Genomic DNA, 22,176 nt, shown 5'->3' with positions numbered 1-22,176 from the left:
GTGTGACCCTGAGCACACGACTGCTGTCCCTGGTTGGGGATGTGTGGTTGGTGTTCGACCCCCGGGTCTCCCCCCCTTTTTTGTTGTGTGGGGGGAGGTTGGGGGATAGGTGAATAGTGTTGTCGGTGGTTATGGCGGAGGGGGAACGCCCGGTCCCATCCCGAACCCGGAAGCTAAGCCCTCCAGCGCCGATGGTACTGCACTCGCCAGGGTGTGGGAGAGTAGGTCGCCGCCGACATCAAACATTCCGGGAAGGCCCCGCAGCATTGCTGCGGGGCCTTTCTGCATTTCCGGGTTAGGGTGCGTGTTCCCGGCACCTTTGGCGTTTGTGTGAGCGAACGGCACTCTCGCTCACTAGGTATGAGCGACAGTGCCGTTCGCTCAGGTGTGGGGTGTGGTGGTCGCGCGGCGGGTCGGCCGGCGGCTCTTCGTGCGCGCCCCCCGATCCACGGTCTCATGGGGTACCGACAGAACTCGGCGGGTCCCGCTTTCGGAGGGGCTGCCGCTCCACACCCTTGTCGCTCTGTCCACAGGATGATGATTTCGTGGTGGAACGGCGGGTGGTGACGGGATGCTCGATTCGTCAGCAGGACCGAATCGAGGAGCTCTCGTGAACGACATCGTCACCACCGTGGTCGGCCGGATCACCCACGCGCCGCAGCGTCGCGCGCTCGACGGCAGGCGGGAGGTCGTGACCTTCCGGATGGCGTGCAACCACCGGTACTTCGACCGGGCCGCCGGCGTCTGGAAGGAGAGCTCGACCTCGTACGTGTCCGTCGACGTGTGGCGCCAGCAGCTGGGGCGGTGCGTCATGGGCTCGCTGGCGAAGGGCGATCCCGTTGTGGCACACGGCAGGATGCTCGTCCGTGAGTACGAGCAGGAGGGGCGGATGCGCTCCGCCGTCACACTCGTCGCAGAGGCCGTCGGCCCGGACCTGAACCACGCGATGGCCGCCCTGACGCGGATCACGCGGCCCGCGGCCGGGGCAGCGGGTGATGGGGCCCGCGCGGACGATGCCGGGGCCGCGGCCGGGTTCGGTTCCGACGCCGAGGGTGGTAGCCCGGTGATCGATGTTCCCGCCCTCCTGGAGGACGGCCTCGACTCGGCGCCGCGGGGTGGGCTCGCACTGGTGGGTGCGGCGAGCGGTGAGGACGACGGGACGGACGGTGAACCGGACGACCGCGAAGTTCGGTAGGGCGACCGGCCGACGGGCCGAACCCGGGCGCAACTACCATCGGGGCGTGGCGGAGTTCATCTACACCATGAAGAACGTGCGCAAGGCGCACGGTGACAAGGTCATCCTCGACAACGCCTCGATCAGCTTCTTCCCAGGAGCCAAGATCGGCGTCGTGGGGCCGAACGGCGCCGGTAAGTCGAGCGTTCTGCGGATCATGGCGGGGCTGGACCAGGCGAACAACGGCGAGGCGTTCCTCGCCCCCGGTGCGACCGTCGGCATCCTGCAGCAGGAGCCCCCGCTCAACGAGGAGAAAACCGTCCTCGGCAACGTGGAGGAGGGCGTCGGCGAGATCAAGCAGAAGCTCGACCGGTACAACGAGATCGCCGAGCTGATGGCGACCGACTACTCGGACGCGCTGATGGAGGAGATGGGAACCCTCCAGGAAGAGCTGGACCACGCCGACGCCTGGGAGCTGGACTCCCAGCTCGAGCAGGCGATGGACGCGCTGCGGTGCCCGCCGCCGGACTCGGAGGTCGCGCACCTCTCCGGTGGTGAGCGCCGCCGGGTGGCCCTCTGCAAGCTGCTGCTGTCCAAGCCCGACCTGCTGCTGCTCGACGAGCCGACGAACCACCTGGACGCGGAGAGCGTGCTGTGGCTCGAGCAGTTCCTCTCGTCGTACCCGGGGGCCGTCCTGGCCGTCACGCACGACCGGTACTTCCTCGACAACGTCGCGCAGTGGATCCTCGAGCTCGACCGTGGCCGGACGTTCCCGTACGAGGGCAACTACTCCACCTACCTGGAGAAGAAGGCCGAGCGGCTCGCGGTCCAGGGCAAGAAGGACCAGAAGCTGCAGAAGCGGCTGAAGGACGAGCTCGCCTGGGTGCGCTCGAACCCCAAGGCGCGCCAGGCGAAGAGCCGCTCGCGGCTCGACCGCTACGAGGAGATGGCGGCGGAGGCGGACCGCAACCGCAAGCTGGACTTCGAGGAGATCCAGATCCCGCCGGGCCCCCGGCTGGGCAGCACCGTGGTCGAGGTCTCACACCTGGACAAGGGCTTCGACGGGCGCCAGCTCATCAAGGACCTGTCCTTCTCCTTGCCGCGCAACGGCATCGTCGGGGTCATCGGCCCGAACGGCGTCGGCAAGACCACGCTGTTCAAGACGATCGTCGGGCTCGAGCATGCGGACTCCGGCGAGGTGAAGGTCGGCGAGACGGTCAAGCTGTCGTACGTCGACCAGAACCGCGGCGGCATCGACCCCAAGAAGAACGTCTGGGAGGTCGTGTCGGACGGGCTGGACTACATCCACGTCGGCCAGACCGAGATGCCCTCGCGCGCGTACATCGCGGCGTTCGGGTTCAAGGGTCCGGACCAGCAGAAGCCCGCGGGCGTGCTGTCCGGAGGCGAGCGGAACCGGCTGAACCTGGCTCTGACGCTCAAGCTCGGCGGCAACCTGATCCTGCTCGACGAGCCGACGAACGACCTGGACGTCGAGACCCTGGGGTCGCTGGAGAACGCGCTGGAGCAGTTCCCGGGCTGCGCGGTCGTGATCTCCCACGACCGGTGGTTCCTCGACCGCGTCGTCACGCACATCCTCGCGTGGGAGGGCACGGACGAGAACCCGGCCGCGTGGTTCTGGTTCGAGGGCAACTTCGACGCCTACGAGAAGAACAAGGTCGAGCGCCTCGGGGCGGATGCGGCGCGACCGCACCGCGTCACGCACCGTAAGCTCACTCGTGACTGAGAGCGATCAAGCTCCGGGCTGCTGAGCCCGGGGCCCGGAGCAGGATCGAGCCCCGGTACGGGTGGCGCGGGAGGGTGCATGTCCGAGGCGGTCCTACCGGGCGGTGAGCCGGGCGTGGCGACGCTGTCCGTGGCGACGTCGTTGCGGTGGAGCAGGCCGGATCTCACGGCCGGGCTCGCCGCCCACGTCGCGGACGTCGCCCGTGGGTCCGCCGGGTGGCTGCTCGCCGCGGGCTGGCAGGTGCACGGTGCCGCGGCGGTCGGCGACAGCCGGCGAGCGGTGGACGAGGTCCTCGCCGCTCACCCGGACGCCGGTGGGTCCCTGCTCGCGGGCCCCGACGGTCTCCGGCTTCGGATCGAGGTCGCCGCGGCGAGCCAGGACAACGGGGACACCAGCGTCGCCCTACGGCTGGCTGCCGGGGTGCTCGCGGCCGCGGACGAGTCCGCGGAGCAGGCGGAGCTCTGCCTCGACGCCCGGCTGGTCCTGATCCGCTGTGCCCTCGTGGCCGGCGAGGACCCCACCACGATGGTCGCGGCGGCCGGGCGCGACGCCGAGATGCTCGGTGGGGCCGGCCCGGCGGCGGCCGTCGCCCTCGCCGACGCCGTGGTCGCCCGGCACCGTGGCGAGCTCGAACGAAGCATTGCGCTGGCCCGCAAGGGTCTGGGCAGGCTCGGCGTGGACCTCGACCCGAGCGGGCCCGGCGAGGCGGTGCCGACGGCGCCGCACCTCGCCGACGGGCTGGTCGCACAGTGGATCGGCGCGGCGCTCGAGGCCGGCCGGAAGGCGGACGCCGCCGGGATCGCCGGCGCGATCGGTGGACGGCCGTGGGGCACGACCCCGACACGGCAGGCGGCGCAGCTGCAGCTCGTGATCGCTCAGGCGACCGCCGGGGACGGCGACGTCGCGTTCCGGGCACTGGAGGACGCGGCGGCGACCGCGGCGGCGGCGGATGTGCCGGGTCTCGAGTCCGCCTGCCGGGTCGCGGCGTCCGAGCTGGCGGAGCGGCTGGGCCGGCTCGACTCCGCGCTGGCGGCGATGCGGGCCGGTGCGGCGGCAGCCGACGAGGACAGGCGCCGCGGCCAGCGCCATCGGGAGATCGTCGGGCGGTTCGAGGCGATCCTGGCCGAGGCGGGAGCCCAACGCCCACGGTTCGGCTCCAGCGCGATCGACGCCTTCCTGGCGACGACCGACCACACCGCTGCGTCGTCGGGCGCTGCGGCGGTCGGCGGGGGTGCGGCCGGCTCCGAGCCGGGAGAGGGCATGGTCGCCTCGAGCACCGGAACGGTTCGTGCCCGGGTGGACGAGGGGCCCGTCGACTCGTGGCGAGGGGTGCCGGGCCTCGTCGTCCCGCAGCCCGAAGGGCAGCCGGACGAGAGTGCCCTCGGCTCCGGGATCGGTGCGGTGAGCTCCTGGCAGGACGGGGAGACCGTGTCCGGTCTGCTCGGTGCGGAGGCCGTGGCAGCCGGGAGCGCAGGCGCGCAGGGCGGAACGAACGGCGCGGGCGCGGCCGAGACGCTCGCCCGCTTGATCGACCAGGGGATGACCGGGCTGCCCGACGCGCGTGGGGTGGCCCGGGAGTCCCGCGCGGCGCGCCGTGCGCGTGAGGCCGGTGCTGATCCAGGTGCTGTCCTTCCGGAGACGGGTTCGGCCCAGCAGACCACCGCCGACGACCTGCGGAGCAGCGGCGCGGCCACCCGCCCGGTGGCTCGCAACGGCACCGGGCCCGCGGCGGGCGACAGCTCGGTGAACGGCTCGGGGTTCGGCGACTTCGGGACGGGGGCTGCCGGGGAGCCCACCCGGACCGGTCGCCGTCGCCGTGCGGAGGATCGACCGGACACCGACGAGCCGACGACGCCGGCGGGGGAGACCCCGCTGCCCGAGGTGCGGTCGACGGACACCGGACACCGGACGGCCACGGGGTGGCCGGACCGGCCGACGTCTCCGGCGGAGGCGGCACGGTCCGAGGCCCCGGCGCCGCCGGCGCGTCCGCGGCGACGCGCGAAGGCGACCGCCGTGCCGATCGATCCGGTCGAGGACCGGCGCATCTCCAGCTACGGTGCGCTGCTCGGGGACGCGCTGATCGCGGAGCTGCGGGCGTCCGGGCGGTGGAGCGACGACTCCGGCCGGTCGGGTGCATGGCCGCAGAGCTCGACCGACGACCCTGCCCCGAACGGAGCCGGCCACGCCGGGTCCGGGCCGCGACAGGGCGCCGTCCGCCCCACGCAGCGCTGGAACGCACTCGACGGGGGCACGGACGGTGCGAGGGGCCGGACGGCGCCGGACGGTGCGTCCGGGCGCGAGGCCGCCGGCTCCACAGTGGACTCGGAGCCGACCGAGGGTTCTCCTGGCACAGAGGGCACCGGGCGCCGGGCGCGCCGCCGCCGGGCGGAGGAGGCAGCCGGACGGCGCGGGCCCGAGGATCACCTCGGCGCCCCTCGCGGGACCGACGAGAAGGCCACGGCGACAACGAGATCCGGCCAGCAGGGACACGGTTCGTCCGCCGGTGTCGCGGACCATCTGGACTCCCGGCGGACCGATCGCACGACGTCGGCGGACGTCGACGGTGCGGCCGGTGACGGCTCGCGCCGCCGCGGTCGCGGGACCACGGCGGCCGCCGGCGTCGGCGATCACCGGTCGGCCGGGGTGGCCGGCGGCTCGGTCGGTGCGGGTGGTGACCGGCGCGGTCACGGTGGCGACACGGAGCCGGCCGCGGGGGTCGGCGATCACCGGTCGGCCGAGCACCGGACGGCCGTCGACCACGGCCCGTCCGCGGACGAGTGGTTGCGGGCCGCCATGGCCGAGTTGGACCAGGCCTGGGGCGTTGCGCCCCGTGCCGTCGCCCCGGCCCCGGACCGGCCGGCGGGCCCGGACCGGTCGGCGGTGTCGTCGACGGGATCGGGGCCGGCGGTGCGGGGGACGACGCGGGCCGGGTCTCGCTCGTCCGCGGGCCAGGACCCGTCCCTCCGGACGTCGTCCCACGGATCCTCCTCGAACGGAACCACCGCGGCCGGCGCAGCTCCGGGCGGAACGGGGCTCACCGGTGGCGTCTCGCCGGACGCCGCGGTCGGCACGTCCGTGGTCCTGGACCTGATCGAGGCGGACCCGGTCGACGGGAACCGCCGGGTCGGGACGTCCGCGGCCGAGGCGGTCCTGCGGGGCGTGCGCGACCGCATGCGGGTGCACCTGCCGAGCCGGGGCCGGATCCGGGACGAGAGCCCGGCGACGGTGACTGTCGACCTCCCGGGGCGGGACCGGGCCGCCACCGCGGAGTGGGTGGGGCCGGTCCTGCGCGATCTCGCGGCGAGCATCAGCTCGACGCTCGGGATCAGCGACTCGGGCCGGGACGTCCGCCTGCGCGCCACCGTGCACGGGACCGACGACACGGACGGCGCCGCAGCCTCGCAGTGGATCGAGGACATCCCTCCGAAGGCGACGATCGGGGTCGAGAGCTACCGGCTCGGCGATCTCGAGGTCCGGCCGAGAAGCGGTGGCCGCCGTCATCGCCGCCGCGCGGCGGAGGCGGACGACGAGGCCGACCACCCCCACCGAGACGCCGTCGCCACCGGCCCGTCGGGCGCCTCCGACAGCGCGTACGGCGGGGCGAGCTGGTCGGCCGGTACCGGCGGATCGGATCACCCGGCGCCGACCTCGTCGCCACGAGCAGGCCGCGTCGACGGAGAGGTCGGAGGCAGTGCCGACGCGAGGGTCGGGGACAGCGCCCCCGGGAGCGTCGGAGGAGACACCCGGGAGACCGGGAAGGCTGCCGGATCCGGGCCGGCGGCGGGCACCGGCCCGCTGACCGGCCCGCTGACCGACGCGGAGACCGAGAACCTCGGGCTCGGCGACCTGCTCGCCGGAGCGCTCGCCGCGTACCGGGGACTCTGACGGTCGGGCCGACCGGCCGTCGTCGCACGGTCGGTCTCGGTGGCGAGGACGCCTGGAGGGCGCGCCCCGCAACCCCGGGTCGACATGACAGTGAGGCACTGCGGCCCATGGTCGCGAGGTGCCTGACGGCCCTCTCGGCCGGGGAGGCAGGGCGTGAGCCCGGGCACGGCCGGCCCGGCCCGCCGGTGGGAGTCACCGACCGTTGATCTCGCCACCCGACCACTGGCCGACCTTCCCCCGATCGGATGTGCTGCCGCTCGTCGCCGACACGCCGGACGTCCGGCCCGTCCCCGCAGGCAGGGGGGCGGTTCGGAAACGGACCGGGTGGTGCGGGCGGGGGCTAGTGTGGGCGCGGTCAGTGACCGAGCGGACATATCGGAGTCGCACGAGCATGAGCCGGACCCGTGAGCAGACCACCGCCGCGGAAGTCCCGAACGGGACGGCCGGACCGGAGCCCTTGACCGCGCTCTACGCCCGGCACGCCCCCGCGGACGGTGGTACGGCCCACGGCGAGGGCGCCGAGCTGCCGGGGCTGCGGGAGGTCGCCGAGGCACACCGGGAGCTCGCGGGGCGCCGTCTCGCGGGGGAGCCGCTGGTCCGGGTGAGGGCGGACGTCGTCGAGATCGTGACCGACGACATGCCCTATCTCGTCGGGTCGACGCTCGCGGGGCTCGCCGAGACCGGGGCGCAGGTGCGGCGGCTGCTGCACCCGATCGTCGTGGTGCGGCGCAGCGCCGCCGGCGAGCTGCGGGAGATCCTCGCGGACGCCGATCCGGCCTCCCCGCCGCGGGACGCGCTCGCGGAGTCCTGGATCCGGCTCGACCTGGAGCCCGGCAGCGTCACCGAGCCCGCCGACCTGCAGAACCGGCTGCGCGAGACCCTGCACGACGTCCGCGAGGTCGTGGAGGACCGTGAGCGCACCGACCTGCGCGTCCGCACCCTGGCCGACGAGCTCGTGGCCGAGCAGCCGGGCGACGAGTCGCAGGAGGCCGCGCAGTTCCTCCGCTGGCTCGCCGACGGGCACTTCATCTTCCTCGGCTACCGCCACTACGCCGTCGACGGCGGCCGCCTGCGACCCGAGCTCGCCTCCGGCCTGGGTGTGCTCCGGCGCGACGTGCTGGACTCGCGCGCCTTCGCCCCCGAGAGCGGCGACGACCACCGCCTGCTGATCCTCACCAGGGCCGGGCTGCCGAGCCGGGTGCTGCGCGCCGTGCACCCGTACTTCGTCGGCGTCCGCGAGTTCGATGCAGAGGGATCCCAGATCGGCGAGCACCGCTTCCTCGGCATGCTCACCGTCGCGGCGATGAACGAGAGCGTGCTCGACATCCCCGTCGTCGCCGGGCGGGTGCGCCGCGCGATCCGCCGGGCCGGCTTCCCGCTCGGGTCGTACTCGGGCCAGCAGATGCTCGAGGTCCTCTCGCAGATGCCGCGCGAGGAGCTGTTCAGCGCGAGCGAGCAGTTCCTGCACGACACCGCGCTGGGCGTGCTCAACCTGGCCGGCCGCCGCGCCGTGCGGGTGTTCCTGCGCCCGGACCCGCACGGCCGGTTCGTCTCGGCGCTGGTCTACCTGCCCCGCGACCGCTACACGACGACGAGCCGGCTGCGGATGGCCGACGTGCTGCGGCAGAACCTGCGCGGCACCGGGGTCGACTACACCGCCCGGGTCAGCGAGGCGAGCTACGCCCTCGTGCACTTCACCGTGCACACGGACCCGGCCGCCCGGCCGGCCACGCCGGACCCGCAGCAGCTCCAGGACGAGCTCACCGAGGCCGTCCGGACCTGGGACGACAAGCTCGTGGACCGGCTCGGGCCCACGGCCACGACGGTGCCGGGCCTGCTCGCCGGGATCCCCGAGTCGTACAAGGCGGGCGTCACGCCGGAGCGCGCCGTGGAGGACCTGCGCCGGATCCTGGCGCTGGGTGGCAGGGACGACGGCGGGACCGGTTTCGACGTCCGCCTGTACCGGGACGAGACCGGCCGCCGGCTCACGCTCTACCTGGACGCCCCGGTCACCCTGAGCCGGGTGCTGCCCGTCCTGCAGCACCTCGGCGTCGAGGTCGTCGACGAGCATCCGTCGGAGTTCACCCGCCCCGACGGGCGGCGGTGCTGGCTCTACGACTTCGGCCTGCGGATCACCTCGGAGACCGCCCCCGGCCGCGACGAGGCCGCCCTCGAGCTCGACTTCTGCTCGGCCTTCCGCGCCACCTGGGCCGGCGACGCCGAGGCCGACCGCTTCTCCGCGCTGGTGCTGCGCGCCGGCCTGCACTGGCGCGAGATCGCCGTGCTGCGCGCCTACGCCCGCTACTTCCGCCAGGTCGGGTCGACCTTCGGCATCGCCTACATGGCGGACGTGCTGTTCGCGCAGCCCGAGGTCGCGCGCGGGCTCGTCGACCTGTTCCGCGCCCGGTTCGACCCGGCCACCGAGGAACGGGAGAAGCAGACGGAGGCCGCCCACGCCGTCGTCACCAGCCTGATCGACGAGGTCACGGGGCTGGACGCGGACCGGATCCTGCGCGCCTTCCTGGCGATGATCACCGCGACGCTGCGCACCAACTGGTTCCGCGACCGGGCGTTCTTCTCGTTCAAGATCGACCCGTCGCAGGTGCCGGACATGCCGGCGCCGCGGCCGAGGTTCGAGATCTTCGTGTACTCGCCGCGGGTCGAGGGCGTGCACCTGCGGTTCGGGCCGGTGGCGCGCGGCGGGCTGCGCTGGTCGGACCGCCCGCAGGACTTCCGCACCGAGATCCTCGGGCTGGTCAAGGCGCAGGCCGTGAAGAACGCCGTGATCGTGCCGGTGGGGGCCAAGGGCGGGTTCGTGGTGCGGGCCGCGCAGCCGGACCCGGCCGAGGTCGAGGCCTGCTACCGGACGTTCATCAGCGGGCTCCTCGACGTCACGGACAACCTGGTGGGCGGGGCGACCGTGCCGCCCCCGGACGTCGTGCGCCACGACGGCGACGACTCCTACCTGGTCGTCGCCGCGGACAAGGGCACCGCGAAGTTCTCCGACGTGGCCAACGACGTCGCCGCCGGCTACGGCTTCTGGCTCGGCGACGCGTTCGCCTCGGGCGGCTCCGTCGGCTACGACCACAAGGCCATGGGGATCACCGCGAAGGGCGCGTGGGAGAGCGTCAAGCGGCACTTCGCGGAGCTGGGCGTGAACACCCAGGCCCAGGAGTTCACGGTCGTCGGCATCGGGGACATGTCCGGCGACGTGTTCGGCAACGGGATGCTGCTGTCCGAGCACATCCGGCTGGTCGCGGCGTTCGACCACCGGCACGTGTTCGTCGACCCGGACCCGGACGCCGCCCGCGGGTTCGCCGAGCGCACCCGGATGTTCGCGCTGCCGCGGTCGAGCTGGGACGACTACGACCGGTCCCTGATCAGCGCCGGCGGCGGGGTGTGGCCGCGGACCGCGAAGTCGGTGCCGATCGGGCCGGAGATGCGCCGGGCGCTCGGCCTCGAGGCGCACGTGAGCAGGCTCAGCCCGCCCGAGCTGATCCGCGCGATCCTGCTCGCGCCCGCGGACCTGCTGTGGAACGGCGGCATCGGCACCTACGTCAAGGCCGCCACCGAGACCCACCCCGACGCCGGCGACAAGGCCAACGACGGCATCCGTGTCGACGGCGGCGAGCTGCGCGTCAGGGTCGTGGGCGAGGGCGGCAACCTCGGGCTCACCCAGAAGGGCCGGATCGAGTTCGCCCGCGCCGGCGGCCGGATCAACACGGACGCGATCGACAACTCCGCGGGCGTGGACTGCAGCGACCACGAGGTCAACATCAAGATCCTGCTCGACGGCCTGGTGGCCGACGGCGAGCTCGGGCACGCCGACCGCAACGCGCTGCTCGCCGAGATGACGGACGAGGTCTCCGCGCTGGTCCTGCACGACAACACGGACCAGAACGCGGTGCTCGGGGTCTCCCGCAGCCACGCCCGCGAGATGGCCAACGTGCACGCCCGCGTCGTCACGGACCTCGTCGAGCGCACCGGGCTGAACCGGGCCCTGGAGGTCCTGCCGGACAAGAAGGGGTTCGCGGCGCTCGAGGAGGCCGGCGCCGGGCTGACCGGGCCCGAGCTGTCCACGCTGATCGCGCACGTCAAGCTGGACCTCACCGACCGGGTGCTGGAGACGGACCTGCCCGAGGCCGCCGCGTTCGCCCCGCGGCTGCCCGAGTACTTCCCGCACCCGCTGCGCACCCGGTTCGCCGACGCGATCGCCGAGCACCCGCTGCGCCGCGAGATCCTCGGCACCCGGCTGGTCAACGAGATGGTCGACGGCGCCGGCATCACCTACGCCTTCCGGCTGGCCGAGGAGACCGGGGCCGGGCCGTCCGACGCCGTCCGGGCCTACGCGGTCGTCACGGGCGTGTACGCGCTGCGGGCCCTGTGGCACCGTATCCGCGAGGAGAACCTGCCCGTCGAGGTGGAGGACCGTCTGGTCCTGGCGTCGCGGCGGCTGCTCGACCGGGCGTCGCGCTGGTTCCTGTCCAACCGCCCGCAGCCGCTCGCGGTGGGGGCGGAGGCGGCGCGGTTCGCCGGGCACGTCCGCACGCTGCGCCGGCACATCCCGGAGCTGCTGATCGGGCGCGAGCGGGAGGCCGTCTCGCTGCAGATCGAGGCGATGCTGGCCGACGGCGTGCCGGAGGAGCTGGCCGCGCGCGCGGCGACCTCGCTGCACGCCTACGGCCTGCTCGACGTCGTGGACCTGGTGGAGCTGTCCGAGCGGGACGGGGAGACGCGCGAGCCCGAGGAGGTGGCGCGGCTGTACTTCGCGCTGTCGGACCACCTGGGCATCGACGTCGCGCAGAACTCCGTGACGGCGCTGCCGCGCGGCGACCGCTGGCACCAGCTCGCCCGCCTCGCCCTGCGCGACGACCTCTACGGCTCGCTGCGCGCGATCACGCTGGACACCCTGCGCGAGTCCGCGCCCGGCACGTCGGTCGACGAGGCGATCGCCGCCTGGGAGCACGCCAACGCCTCCCGGCTGGCGCGGGCGCGCACGGGGCTGCAGGAGATCGCGAGCGCGGGCCAGCTCGACCTGGCCACGCTGTCCGTGGTGTCGCGGCAGCTGCGCGGGCTCGCCCGATGAGTTCCTGACACCGCAGCCGTCATAAGGGGCATGACGACGTTCCTGCTGCTGCCCGGCGCGGGCGGCGAACCGTGGTTCTGGCACAGGGTCGTGCCGCTGCTCGAGGCGCGCGGCCACGAGGCGATCCCCGTGGACCTGCCCGCGGACGACGAGACGGCCGGCTGGGCCGAGTACACCGAGATCGCGCGGGCGGCCACGCGGCCCGGCGCCGTGGTCGTCGGCCAGTCGATGGGGGCGTTCCTCGCCCCACTGGTGCCAGGCGCGAGCGCGATCGTGCTGGTCAACCCCATGATCCCGGCGCCCGGCGAGACGGCGGGGGAGTGGTGGAAGGCGACCCGGCAGGAGGAGGCGCGGGCCGAGGCCGGGTTCACCGACTTCGACCTGGACCGCGACTTCCTGCACGACATGTCGCCCGAGCTCGCCGCCGAGGTGCGCAAGGGCGGGCGGCCGCAGTCCGACCACTCGTTCGCCGACCCGTACCCGCTGACGGCCTGGCCCACGGTCCCGACGACCGTGCTCGCCGCCCGCGACGACCGGCTCTTCCCGCTCGCCTTCCAGCGCCGGGTGGCCCGCGAGCGGCTGGGCATCGACGGCGGGGAGGTCGTCGCGCTGCCGGGTGGGCACCTCAACGCGCTGTCGTATCCCGAGGAGGTGGCCGCCGCCCTGATCACAGCCGTTTGAGAGGCTGTGCGGTGTGCCCCCCTTCGTCGCTCACGTCCCGATGCGCTGGACGGATCAGGACGCCTACCGGCACCTGAACCACGCCATGGCGGTGACCCTGCTGGAGGAGGCCCGGGTCGCGATGGTCTTCACCGCGGCGGCGGAGGCGGACGTGCGCTCCTTCGCCGGCGGGCTGCTGGTGGCGGGGCTGTCCGTCGAGTACCGGGGGCAGGTGCGGTACCGGCCGGAGCCGTTGCGCGTCGCGATGGAGGTGCGCGGGGTGCGGGCGGCGTCGTTCATGATCGACTACGCGATGCACTCCGGCCCGGACGAGAGCGATACGATCGCCGTCGCGGCCCAGACGCGGATGGCCGTCTTCGACCTGGAGAGCCAGCGGCCGCGCCGGCTCACGGTCGACGAACGCACCTGGCTGCAGCGCTGGACGACGTCGTGACGCTCCGGTTCGCCGAGCCCGCCGAGCGGGCCGACCTCGGCGCGTTCACCGCCCGTCTCGTCCGCCTCGACCAGAGCGCCGCGGTCCGGCTCCGGGCCTCGAGGACGGTACTGGGCAACCGGGTGACGGCCTGGGCGCCGACCCCGTTCGACGTGCTGGCCACCCGCTCGGTCGCCGGGACCATGGAGCCCGACGACCTCACCCTGCCCGGCGCCGTCCTGCTGACGGCGCTGGAGATCGAACGGGCCGACGAGCTCACCCTGACCCCGGGCGGGCTCTTCGCCGGCACCCTCCCGCCCGACGACGGCTGGGCGCTCGTCGAGGACATCCCGGCCGCGGAGCTGGAGACCCTCACCGAGCGGGGCCTCGCGCTGGCCCGGGAGCACGGTGGCCCGCTCGGCCCGCCCGCCTCCCTGCTCGACCAGACCGTCCTCACGGTCTCGGGTGACTCGGTGAAGGGCAAGGTCGCCGTCCCGATGCGGGCCCTGTTCGCGCTGTCCGGCATGGGTTTCCTCGGCGGCGCGGACACGGGCGCGGTGCCGGGCAAGGTCCGGGTCTCGGCGACCGGCAGCTGGATGCGCCTCGACGCCCGCTTCGGCGCCGTCGTCCGCCGCCGGGTCACCGCCCTGCCGCTGTTCACCTGACCCCAGCCTCACCCGACCGCGGCTTCCCCCGACCGCAGCCCGGGTCAGGCGAGCCAGGCGGCGCTGTTCGGGGGGAGCTCGCCCTGCTCGGTGAGGGGGGCGCTGGTGAGGAGGACGTCTCCCGGGGGGAGGGGGACGGGATGGGTGCCCGCGTTGAGGGCGCAGACCAGGGTGGTGCCGGCGCGGCGGAAGGCGAGGCAGCCCTCGGGGGCGCCGAACCACTCCACGTCGTCCCCCGCGAAGGCCGGATGCGTCGCCCGGAGCTCGATCGCGCGGCGGTAGAGCGAGAGCGTCGAGTCCGGGTCCTCGAGCTGGGACGCGGCCGTCAGGGCGCCGTACTCCTCGGGCATCGGCAGCCACGGGGTGCCGGTGGTGAAGCCGTAGCCGGGGCCCTCGCCCTCCCACGGGATCGGGACGCGGGCGGTGTCGCGCATCCGCCCCTGGTCGCGGCCCGGGTCCTGGACGAGGTCGGTGGGGAGGTCGACGTCCGGCAGGCCGAGCTCCTCGCCGTTGTAGAGGTAGGCGGTACCGGGCAGGGCGAGTACCACCAGCGCCATCGCCCGGGCCCGCGCGGGATCGCCGTAACGGGTCGCTGGGCGGGAGACGTCGTGGTTGGCCACGGTCCACACCGCCGGCACCCCCGACGCCTCCACCGCCTCCAGGGTGCGGTCGATCGCGTCCCGGATCGCGGCGGCGTCGAAACCGGCCCCGAGCAGCGCGAAGTGGAAGGCGAGGTGCAGCTCGTCGCGGCGGACGTACCGGGCCCAGCGCTCGTCGTCGCCGACCATCACCTCGCCGATCGCCATCCGCTCCGGGTAGCGGTCGAGCAGGGCCCGGATGCCGCGGTGCACCTGGTGCACCTCGTCGGAGTCGAACCGCGGATCGGGGAGGCCGTCCGCGACGGGCGTCCAGCCGGGCTGGCGCCGGTCGTCCGGCAGACCGGCGGCCTTCGCCAGGCCGTGGGCCACGTCGATGCGGAAGCCGTCGACGCCGCGGTCCGACCAGAACCGCAGCGTCTTCTCCAGGTCCGCCCACACCTCCGGATTGCTCCAGTCCAGGTCCGGCTGGCCGGGCGTGAACAGGTGCAGGTACCACTCGTCCGGGATCTCGCCGGCCTCCGGATCGTCCGGGTCGGTGCGGGTCAGCCGGGTCCAGGCCGGGCCGCCGAACACGCTGCGCCAGTTGTTGGGCGGCTCGTCGCCCCTCGGGCCGCGGCCCGGGTGGAAGTGGTAGCGGGCCCGCTCGGGGCTCCCGGGCGCGGCGGAGACGGCCGCCCGGAACCACTCGTGCTGATCGGACGTGTGGTTGGGGACGATGTCCAGGAGGACCCGGATGCCGTGGCCGTGGGCGTCGGCGATCAGGCCGTCGAGATCCCCGAGGTCGCCGAAGACCGGATCGACGTCCCGGGGGTCGCTCACGTCGTATCCGTGGTCGACCTGGGGGGAGGGGTAGACGGGGCTCAGCCAGAGCGCGTCGACGCCCAGGAGCTCCAGATAGCCCAACCGGCTGCGGACCCCGGCGAGGTCCCCGATCCCGTCACCGTCCGCATCCGCGAAACTACGCACGTAGATCTGGTAGACGACGGCCGATTCCCACCACCGCCCGTCACCTCGCACAAGACGCCATCATGCCAAACGGCGCGGCCGATCTCTGCCCCTGACATGGTGACGCTCCGTACTCAGGGGTGGTTCGGAGCCACGCTCAGAACTCCGAGTTCTGCATGCTCGCCGCCGCGTACTCGAGGTACTGCCAGAGCTGCGCCCGGTGCGGCTCGTCGAGCCCCGCGTCGTCGACGGCCACCCGCATCGCCCGCAGCCACGCGTCCCGCTCGATGGGCCCGACCTTGAACGGGAGGTGCCGCATCCGCAGGCGCGGGTGGCCGCGCTGGTCGGAGTAGGTCCGCGGGCCGCCCCAGTACTGCTCGAGGAACATCCGCAGCCGGTCCTCGGCGGGGCCGAGGTCCTCCTCGGGGTAGAGCGGGCGCAGCACCTCGTCCGCGGCCACCTCCTCGTAGAAGCGGTGGACGATCCGGTGGAACGTCTCCGCCCCACCGACCTCGGCGTAGAAGTTCTGCGGCGAGCTCACGACGTCATCCTCTCCCGCCGAGGCCGATCGGGTTGGGGCGGGGGACGTGCTCGTCGTCGAACGCGTCCGTGATCGCGGCGTTGAGCGCGCGCTGCACGAGCCACTGCTTGCCGGGATTGACCTTGACGGTCAGGCGCAGGGTCGCGCCCTCGGCCGTCACCTTCTCCACTCCCAGGACCTGCGGGTCCTCCAGCACCTCGGCGGCGAGGTCGTCCTGTTTGACGCGCTCGGTGGCCACCCGCCCGGCGAGCTCGGACGCGTCCGCCATGTCCGCCTGGTGGGCCAGCGGGAGATCGACCACGGCCACGGCGTACCCCTGGCTCTTGTTGCCCACGCGCAGGATCTCGCCGTTGCGGACGTACCAGACGGTCCCGTTGAGGTCCCGGATCGTGGTGATCCGCAGGCCCACGGCCTCGACGGTGCCGGTCGCCGAGCCGAGGTCGACGATGTCGCCCACGCCGTACTGGTCCTCGAGCAGCATGAACATGCCGGACAGGAAGTCCCGCACCAGGTTCTGCGCGCCGAACCCCACCGCGACGCCGACGATCCCGGCGCTGGCCAGGATCGGGCCCAGGGCCACGCCGAACTCGGCCAGGATCATCACGGCGGCGATGAGCAGCACCACGGCCGAGGTGATCGAGCGCAGCACCGAGCCGATCGTCTGGGCCCGCTGGGCGCGACGTGCCGTCACGACGGTGCTCGGCCGGATCCGTCTCGGGGCCCGGCCCAGCAGCCTCGACAGCCGCCCGCCGGCCGCGCCGTCGACCACCCGGCGGATCGCGCGGTGCAGCAGCGAGCGCACCACGAGGCCGATGACGATGATCAGCACGACCCGGAAGGTGCCGTCGACCAGGCTGTCGGCGGAGGTGGAGAGGAAGTCGCTGTGCGTCCAGGACCAGAAGCGGGCACACCAGCTCCCGGTCTCGGCGGCGCAGGCGGGGGCGTCGCCCAGAACGCTCATGTCAGCTCCAGACCGGTGTGGAGGGCCAGGAAGGCGAGGGTGTCGACGGACAGCGCGACGGTGCGCGAGATCGAGCGGGCGCCGTGGCCGACGTCGGTCTCCCGGCGGATCAGAACCTCCCCGCCGGTGCTCGCGTGCTGCAGTGCCGCGCACATCTTGCGGGCGTGCAGCGGGTCGACGCGGGTGTCGGAGTCGAACACCGTGAACAGGGTGGGCGGGTACGCCGTGCCCTCGCGGACGTGGTGGTACGGCGAGTAGGCCAGCAGCCAGCCGAGCTCGGTCGGGTCGGCGGCGGTGCCGTACTCGTCGTTCCAGGTGCGGCCCAACGAGAACTCCTCGTACCGGACCATGTCGAGCAGCGGTGCGGAGCAGACGACCGCGGCGTACAGCTCGGGGCGCTGGGTGAGGGCGGCGCCGACCAGCAGGCCGCCGTTGGAGCCGCCCTGGATGCCGACCCGGCTCGCGGTGCCGCTGCGCAGCAGGTCCTCGGCCGCGGCGTGGAAGTCGTCGAAGACGTTCTGCTTGTTCGCCCGGTTGCCGGCGAGGTGCCAGGCCTCGCCCTCCTCGCTGCCGCCGCGCAGCCCGACCAGGGCGTAGGCGCCGCCGGCCGCGACCCAGGCGAGGGCGGACGACGTGTACGCGGGCTCGCGGGTGATCGCGAAGCCGCCGTAGCCGGTCATGAGGGTGGGGAAGGGGCCGCCCGCGTCGGGGAGATCCGGGGTGACGACGAACATCCGGACGGTCGTGCCGTCCTTCGAGGTGAACTCGCGCTGCTCGGAGCGGACCTTCGGCGGCGTGACCTTCCCGGGCGCGGTGGACTCCAGGACCGTGGTCCCGGCCTCGTAGCGGTGCACCTGGGGTGGGGTGACCAGGTCCGTCCAGCCGATCCAGGCCTTCCCCTGCTGGTCGGGGGTGTCGCGGTCCGGGACCGTCAGGCCGGTCAGCGAGCCGGTGCCGGGCAGCGGGATCGTGCCCTGCTTCTCGCCGTCGAACCCGTGGAGGTCGAGCTCGGCGACGGCGTGCCGGGCGCGGGCCAGGATCAGCTGCGGGGTCTGCTGCTCGAGCCAGCGGACCCCTTCGAGCACCGAGCCGGGGTCCTCGGGCACGAGATCGCGCCAGTTCTCCCGCTGCGGATGCTCGGGATCGGCGACGGCGAGCTTGCCGCGCGGGGCGCCGTCGGTGGTGTGGACGTAGAGGCGGCCGTCGCGCTCGACCCAGCAGGCGGCCTGGACGTCGTCGGCCTGGGTGAGCACGGTCGTCAGCTCGCCGCCGACCGGGCCGACCCAGACGGAGTCGCGCCGCGCGGTACCCACGTTTGCGCTGACCACGAGCCAGCGCCCGTCGCGGGACACCCGCACGCCGTAGTAGGTGTGGCCCTCGTAGAGCCCCGGGGCCTCGACGAGCACGTCGGTGCTGTCCGCAGGGCTGCCCACGCGGTGCCGCCAGATCCGGCGGTGGAAGTCCTCCTCGCCCTCCGGGACCTCCCCGGGTGCCACCTTGCGGACGTAGAAGAACTCCTCGCCACCCGGCAGCCACGCCACCGCGGAGTACCGGCAGCGGTCGATCGGCCCCTCGACGATCTCGCCGGAGCCGATGTCGAGCACGTACAGGACCGACTGCTCGTCGCCACCCCGCGAGACCTGGTAGGCGAGGCGGCGGCCCTCCAGGTCCGGCACCCAGGTGTCGACGGTCGTGAGTCCCGTCGGGTCGAGCGCGACCGGGTCGAGCAGGGGCCGCTCGGTGCCGTCGGGCTCCCGGAGCAGCACGATCGCGTGCTCCTGCCCGGGCTCACGCCGCGAGAAGAACCGCCGCCCGGCCCGCCACAGCGGCACCGAGAGCGACCCGGCCGACAGGTACTCCCGCAGCCGCGCCTCGAGCAGGTCCCGACCCGGCAGCGCGTCGAGCCGGCCCCGGGCCAGCTCGTCCTGCGCGGCCGACCACTCCCGGGTCCGCGGGTCCTCGGGATCCTCGAGCCACCGGTACGGATCGGGCACCGCGCGACCGTGCAGGTGCTCGACCAGGTCGAGCCGCTCGGCGGCGGGATAAGTCGGGGACGTGCTCACGCCGTACGACGCTAATCCCTGTGAGGATGACGCCACCTGGAGGGGGCACGACCACTCACGACCCCCGCTGACCTGCGGTGTCGCCTCGGACCCCGGTGTCGTTCGCGGGGTCAGGGCCGGAGCAGCGTCAGCTCGCCGATCTCCGGGTCCGCCAGCGTGACGCGGATGTGGCCGTCCGGGACGTCCCCGGCCGACACGGCGAGGGAGGGGATCCCACCGACCCGCGCCACGACCTTCCCGGGCCTGGCCTCGAGGATCACGACCGGCTCGCCCCGGAGCCACCAGGTCTCGGCGAGGACGGACAGGCCGCGGGACCGCAGCTCGTTCGCTGCCGACTCCTCGTCGGGGGTGGTGGCGACCAGCCCGCCGAAGACGGAGAGGGCGCGCCAGGCGCCGGTCGCGGGGTCGGGCTCGACGAACCCGATCAGCTCCCCGTCGTCCTCGCGGAGCACCTCGGTGCGGGACACGGCGTTCTCCTCTCCGGTGCGGTTCATGGTGGGAAGGGTGGTGAGCTGTTCGGGCACGCGTCCGCGTCGACCGGGCGGGTGATCACACGGTGGTCCATGAGACCGGGGGACGTCGTGAACGTGTGTTTCAGGCTCCCGAAAGTGCCGACTCGCGGGTCGGTGGGTTCAGGTGAGGAGGGTGGGGTCGGCGGGGCGTTCGAGGGCCGTGGTGTCCGGGGGGCGGAAGCCGAAGCGCTCGTAGAGGGTGTGGGCGTCCGCGGTGTGGAGGGTCCAGCGCAGGCCGGGCCCGCCGTCGAGCATCGCCCCCACCAGGGCGACGCCCAGGCCGCGGCCGCGGACCGACGGATCCACCCAGACATCGGCGAGGTAGGCGAACGAGACCCCGTCGGACACGGCGCGGGCCGAGCCGAGGGTCTCGTCGCCGCGGTACAGGCCGACGACCCGCCAGGCCGTGTCGAGCTGGGTCTCGAGGTGCTCGCGCCGGCGCCACCGGCCCCAGTAGGCCTGCGTGGACAACCAGGCCCAGACGGCGTCCCGGTCCAGCCGGGCCGGGTCGTCGTCGATCTGGAACTCGTCGATCTCGCGTCGCACCCGGCCAGGGTGTCAGGCGTCCGGATGATCGGCATCCGGTTTGAGCAGCGCCCCCGGGGAGGGCGGGGGGAGCGGGCCCGTGCCGGGACGCATGCCGTCGAGGAGCAGGCGCAGGGCGCGGCGGCGGTCGTCGCCGGCGGGATCGGCCGGGTGCACGGTCGCCAGCGCCATGATCAGGACGGCGCCGAGGTCGCGGACCGTGAGATCGGCGCGGACGCCGCCCTCGCGTTGGGCGGCGCCGAGCACCTCGCGCAGCGCGGCCAGGTAGCCGAAGACGCTCTCGACCCGGATCGCGCTCGTCTCGCGGGCGGCGGCGAGGAGACCCTGGTGGGCGGCCAGGGCGTCGAGGGAACGACCCAGGGCGCGCCGGAGCGCGGCGGCGGCGATCCCGTCGGGACCCCGCCCGCCGGGATCGCCGTCCTGGCCCGGGGCCCGGTCGGTCCCGCCGGCTCGCTCGGCTCCCCCCGCCGGCCCCGTCGTGCGGGGCCCGGCGGCGTCGGAGGGGAGGGCGAACGGCCGGACCTCGCCCGGGTCGCCGCCGATCTCCACCACCGCGGCCTCGGCCAGCGGCGTCAGCTCCTCGTCGACGAAGGTGGCCCAGGCGGCGCGGACCAGGCCCTCCCGGCTCTCGAAGAGCCGGTACAGCGTGGCCACGCCGACCCCGGCGCGGGTCGCGACCTCGTGGAGGCGCAACCGGCCGGTGCCGTTTCCCGCGCCGCTCCCGCTGCCGTCGCCGGGGCCCTCCTCGAGCCCGGCGAGCGCGACCCGGACGATCCGCTCGGCGTTGCGGCGGGCATCCGCGCGGACCCGTCTCGCCGGCTGCCCGGGAGCCGCCCGGCCCCCACCGGGGTCGGCGGCCGGTGCGACCCCGCGCACCGCCCCGCTCGACCTGTCCTCGCCCGACACAGCCGCAACCTACCGGGCGAACCGGACGATCACTCCTCGATGGAGAGCGCTCCCGAGGGGCAGGAGGCCACGGCGCCGCGCACCGCGTCGTCCACCGTGGGATCGGCCGAGCTCAGGGTGACGATCCCGTCCTCGTCCTGGTCGAAGACCGCGTGGTCGGTCATCACGCACACGCCCGCGCCGATGCAGACATCCCGATTCGCCTTCAGCGTGCTCATGGCGCCCCTCCCCAGGTCACCGGCAGGCTCTCCATGCCGTACACGACGGTGAACGACCGGAAGCGCTCCTCCGCAGGGTCTGCCGAGACCACCCGCAGGTCCGGGAAGCGCTTCAGCAACGCCGGGAACGCGATCCGCATCTCCATCCGGGCGAGCGGCGCGCCGAGGCAGTGGTGGATGCCGTGCCCGAAGGCGACGTGGCCCAGCGTGCCCCGCCGCACGTCGAGCGTCTCCGGGTCCGCCAGCAGCTCCGGATCACGGTTGGCCGCCGGCAGCGACAGCAGGAGCAGGTCGCCCGCGGGGATCCGGGTGCCGGAGATCTCCGTGTCCTCGGTGGCGACCTTGAACGTGCCCGAGTGGACGATGGACAGCCAGCGCAACAGCTCCTCGACGGCCGGCCCGATCGCCTCCGGATCGTCCCGCACCAGGGCGAGCTGGTCGGGGTGCTCCAGCAGGGCGAGGGTGCCCAGGCCCAGCATGTTCGACGTGGTCTCGTGCCCGGCGATGAGCAGCAGCCCGGCGATGCCGATCAGCTCGTCCGTGGTGATGTCGTCGCCGTGCTCCCGGATGAGCGTCCCGAGCAGCGCGTCGCCCGGCCCGGCCTGCTCGCGGGCCACGAGATCGGCCATGTACGCGCGCTGCTCCGCCCCGGCGGCCTCCCGTTCGGCCATCGGGACCGACAGGTTCAGCAGCCGCCCCGACCGCTCCTGGAACTCCGCCCGGTCCTCGTACGGCACGCCCAGCAGCTCGCAGATCACCAGCGACGGGACCGGCAGCGCGAAGTCCGCGACCAGGTCCGCCGGCGACCCGGCCTGCTCCATCGCGTCGAGGTGGGACTCCACGATCTCGTGCACGCGGGGCTCGAGCCGGCGCATCCGGCGGCCGGTGAACTCGCCGGTGAGCATGCGGCGCAGCCGGGTGTGCTCCGGCGGGTCGTAGGTGAGCAGGTTGCCCGCCCGGAGCGTCGCGATCTCCTCCGGGCTGCGCTCCGCCATGCCGGGCATCGGCCGGCTGCGCATCCAGGCGTTGCTGAACCGCTGTGCGTCCCCGAGGACCTCACGGACGTCCGACCAGCGCGTGACCACCCAGGGCTCGGCCCCGAGCGGCGTGCGGATCCTGGTGATCCGGCCCTCGTCCCGCATCGTCCCGAGCTCGGGTGCCGGATCGAACCGCCGCCTCTTCATGTGCAGCGGGAGCTCCGGTGTCACCGTCCCCGTCGTGCCTGCCATGCCGCCTCC

The 22,176-nt window shown here is 73.9% G+C and carries 16 protein-coding genes and 1 rRNA gene; 8 read left to right on the top strand and 9 right to left on the bottom strand.

Features of this window, described 5'->3' with window-relative positions; translation table 11 throughout:
- Positions 1–121 precede the first annotated feature (121 nt).
- The 8 genes from rrf to ABD324_RS32345 all read left to right on the top strand — a co-directional run bounded on the left by rrf (position 122) and on the right by ABD324_RS32345 (position 13,647).
- Positions 122–238, top strand: a 5S ribosomal RNA gene (gene rrf / locus ABD324_RS32380).
- Positions 239–610: 372 nt separating this feature from the next.
- Positions 611–1,195 carry a single-stranded DNA-binding protein gene (locus ABD324_RS32375; protein ID WP_344425991.1) on the top strand — a complete coding sequence of 195 codons (585 nt, stop codon included), beginning with the start codon at positions 611–613 and terminating at the stop codon, positions 1,193–1,195.
- Positions 1,196–1,241: 46 nt separating this feature from the next.
- Positions 1,242–2,918, top strand: a complete 1,677-nt coding sequence (ettA, locus tag ABD324_RS32370) for an energy-dependent translational throttle protein EttA (RefSeq protein ID WP_344425989.1) — start codon at positions 1,242–1,244, stop codon at positions 2,916–2,918.
- Between the two features lie 78 nt (positions 2,919–2,996).
- Positions 2,997–6,803, top strand: coding sequence for a hypothetical protein (locus ABD324_RS32365; protein WP_344425986.1), 3,807 nt, complete (start codon positions 2,997–2,999; stop codon positions 6,801–6,803).
- A 391-nt stretch (positions 6,804–7,194) separates the two neighbouring features.
- Positions 7,195–11,889 carry an NAD-glutamate dehydrogenase gene (locus ABD324_RS32360; protein WP_344425983.1) on the top strand — a complete coding sequence of 1,565 codons (4,695 nt, stop codon included), beginning with the start codon at positions 7,195–7,197 and terminating at the stop codon, positions 11,887–11,889.
- A gap of 30 nt (positions 11,890–11,919) precedes the next feature.
- Positions 11,920–12,570, top strand: a complete 651-nt coding sequence (locus ABD324_RS32355) for an alpha/beta fold hydrolase (RefSeq protein WP_344425981.1) — start codon at positions 11,920–11,922, stop codon at positions 12,568–12,570.
- 13 nt (positions 12,571–12,583) lie between these two features.
- The gene (locus tag ABD324_RS32350; RefSeq protein ID WP_344425977.1) at positions 12,584–13,003 is read left to right on the top strand and encodes an acyl-CoA thioesterase; all 420 of its coding nucleotides are present in this window, start codon (positions 12,584–12,586) and stop codon (positions 13,001–13,003) included.
- Positions 13,000–13,647 (top strand): DUF8185 domain-containing protein, encoded by a 648-nt coding sequence (locus ABD324_RS32345; protein ID WP_344425975.1) that lies wholly within the window; start codon positions 13,000–13,002, stop codon positions 13,645–13,647. The genes ABD324_RS32350 and ABD324_RS32345 overlap by 4 nt, the downstream gene beginning before the upstream one ends.
- 44 nt (positions 13,648–13,691) lie before the next feature.
- Here the strand turns inward: ABD324_RS32345 and ABD324_RS32340 are convergent, their stop codons facing one another.
- The 9 genes from ABD324_RS32340 to ABD324_RS32300 form a co-directional block, all read right to left on the bottom strand.
- Complete coding sequence (locus ABD324_RS32340; RefSeq protein ID WP_344425974.1) at positions 13,692–15,212, bottom strand: alpha-amylase family glycosyl hydrolase; 1,521 nt, start codon at positions 15,210–15,212, stop codon at positions 13,692–13,694.
- Positions 15,213–15,348: 136 nt separating this feature from the next.
- The gene (locus tag ABD324_RS32335) at positions 15,349–15,732 is read right to left on the bottom strand and encodes a globin (RefSeq protein ID WP_344425970.1); all 384 of its coding nucleotides are present in this window, start codon (positions 15,730–15,732) and stop codon (positions 15,349–15,351) included.
- 4 nt (positions 15,733–15,736) lie between these two features.
- The gene (locus tag ABD324_RS32330; protein WP_344425967.1) at positions 15,737–16,693 is read right to left on the bottom strand and encodes a mechanosensitive ion channel family protein; all 957 of its coding nucleotides are present in this window, start codon (positions 16,691–16,693) and stop codon (positions 15,737–15,739) included.
- Positions 16,690–18,756, bottom strand: a complete 2,067-nt coding sequence (locus ABD324_RS32325; RefSeq protein ID WP_344425964.1) for a prolyl oligopeptidase family serine peptidase — start codon at positions 18,754–18,756, stop codon at positions 16,690–16,692. Before ABD324_RS32325 ends, ABD324_RS32330 begins: the two co-directional genes overlap by 4 nt.
- A 110-nt stretch (positions 18,757–18,866) precedes the next feature.
- The gene (locus tag ABD324_RS32320; protein ID WP_344425959.1) at positions 18,867–19,250 is read right to left on the bottom strand and encodes a hypothetical protein; all 384 of its coding nucleotides are present in this window, start codon (positions 19,248–19,250) and stop codon (positions 18,867–18,869) included.
- Between the two features lie 138 nt (positions 19,251–19,388).
- Complete coding sequence (locus ABD324_RS32315; RefSeq protein ID WP_344425956.1) at positions 19,389–19,814, bottom strand: GNAT family N-acetyltransferase; 426 nt, start codon at positions 19,812–19,814, stop codon at positions 19,389–19,391.
- Between the two features lie 12 nt (positions 19,815–19,826).
- Positions 19,827–20,720: a TetR/AcrR family transcriptional regulator gene (locus tag ABD324_RS32310; RefSeq protein WP_344425954.1), complete on the bottom strand. Its 894-nt coding sequence runs from the start codon at positions 20,718–20,720 to the stop codon at positions 19,827–19,829.
- A 29-nt stretch (positions 20,721–20,749) separates the two neighbouring features.
- Positions 20,750–20,938 (bottom strand): ferredoxin, encoded by a 189-nt coding sequence (locus tag ABD324_RS32305; protein ID WP_344425951.1) that lies wholly within the window; start codon positions 20,936–20,938, stop codon positions 20,750–20,752.
- On the bottom strand, positions 20,935–22,167 hold the full coding sequence (locus ABD324_RS32300; RefSeq protein ID WP_344425949.1) for a cytochrome P450: 1,233 nt from the start codon (positions 22,165–22,167) through the stop codon (positions 20,935–20,937). The genes ABD324_RS32305 and ABD324_RS32300 overlap by 4 nt, the downstream gene beginning before the upstream one ends.
- Positions 22,168–22,176 lie beyond the last annotated feature (9 nt).

This window comes from Pseudonocardia ailaonensis (assembly GCF_039531635.1).
In the GTDB taxonomy this organism is placed as follows: Bacteria; Actinomycetota; Actinomycetes; order Mycobacteriales; family Pseudonocardiaceae; genus Pseudonocardia; species Pseudonocardia ailaonensis.
This window is presented reverse-complemented; position numbering and strand designations above follow the sequence as displayed.

Bases quoted from the DNA above. Each gene is read 5' to 3' on its own strand.
- ABD324_RS32365 (WP_344425986.1), top strand. From the start codon at position 2,997: ATGTCCGAGGCGGTCCTACCGGGCGGTGAGCCGGGCGTGGCGACGCTG.
- ABD324_RS32360 (WP_344425983.1), top strand. From the start codon at position 7,195: ATGAGCCGGACCCGTGAGCAGACCACCGCCGCGGAAGTCCCGAACGGG.
- ABD324_RS32355 (WP_344425981.1), top strand. From the start codon at position 11,920: ATGACGACGTTCCTGCTGCTGCCCGGCGCGGGCGGCGAACCGTGGTTC.
- ABD324_RS32330 (WP_344425967.1), bottom strand. From the start codon at position 16,693: ATGAGCGTTCTGGGCGACGCCCCCGCCTGCGCCGCCGAGACCGGGAGC.
- ABD324_RS32320 (WP_344425959.1), bottom strand. From the start codon at position 19,250: ATGAACCGCACCGGAGAGGAGAACGCCGTGTCCCGCACCGAGGTGCTC.
- ABD324_RS32305 (WP_344425951.1), bottom strand. From the start codon at position 20,938: ATGAGCACGCTGAAGGCGAATCGGGATGTCTGCATCGGCGCGGGCGTG.
- ABD324_RS32300 (WP_344425949.1), bottom strand. From the start codon at position 22,167: ATGGCAGGCACGACGGGGACGGTGACACCGGAGCTCCCGCTGCACATG.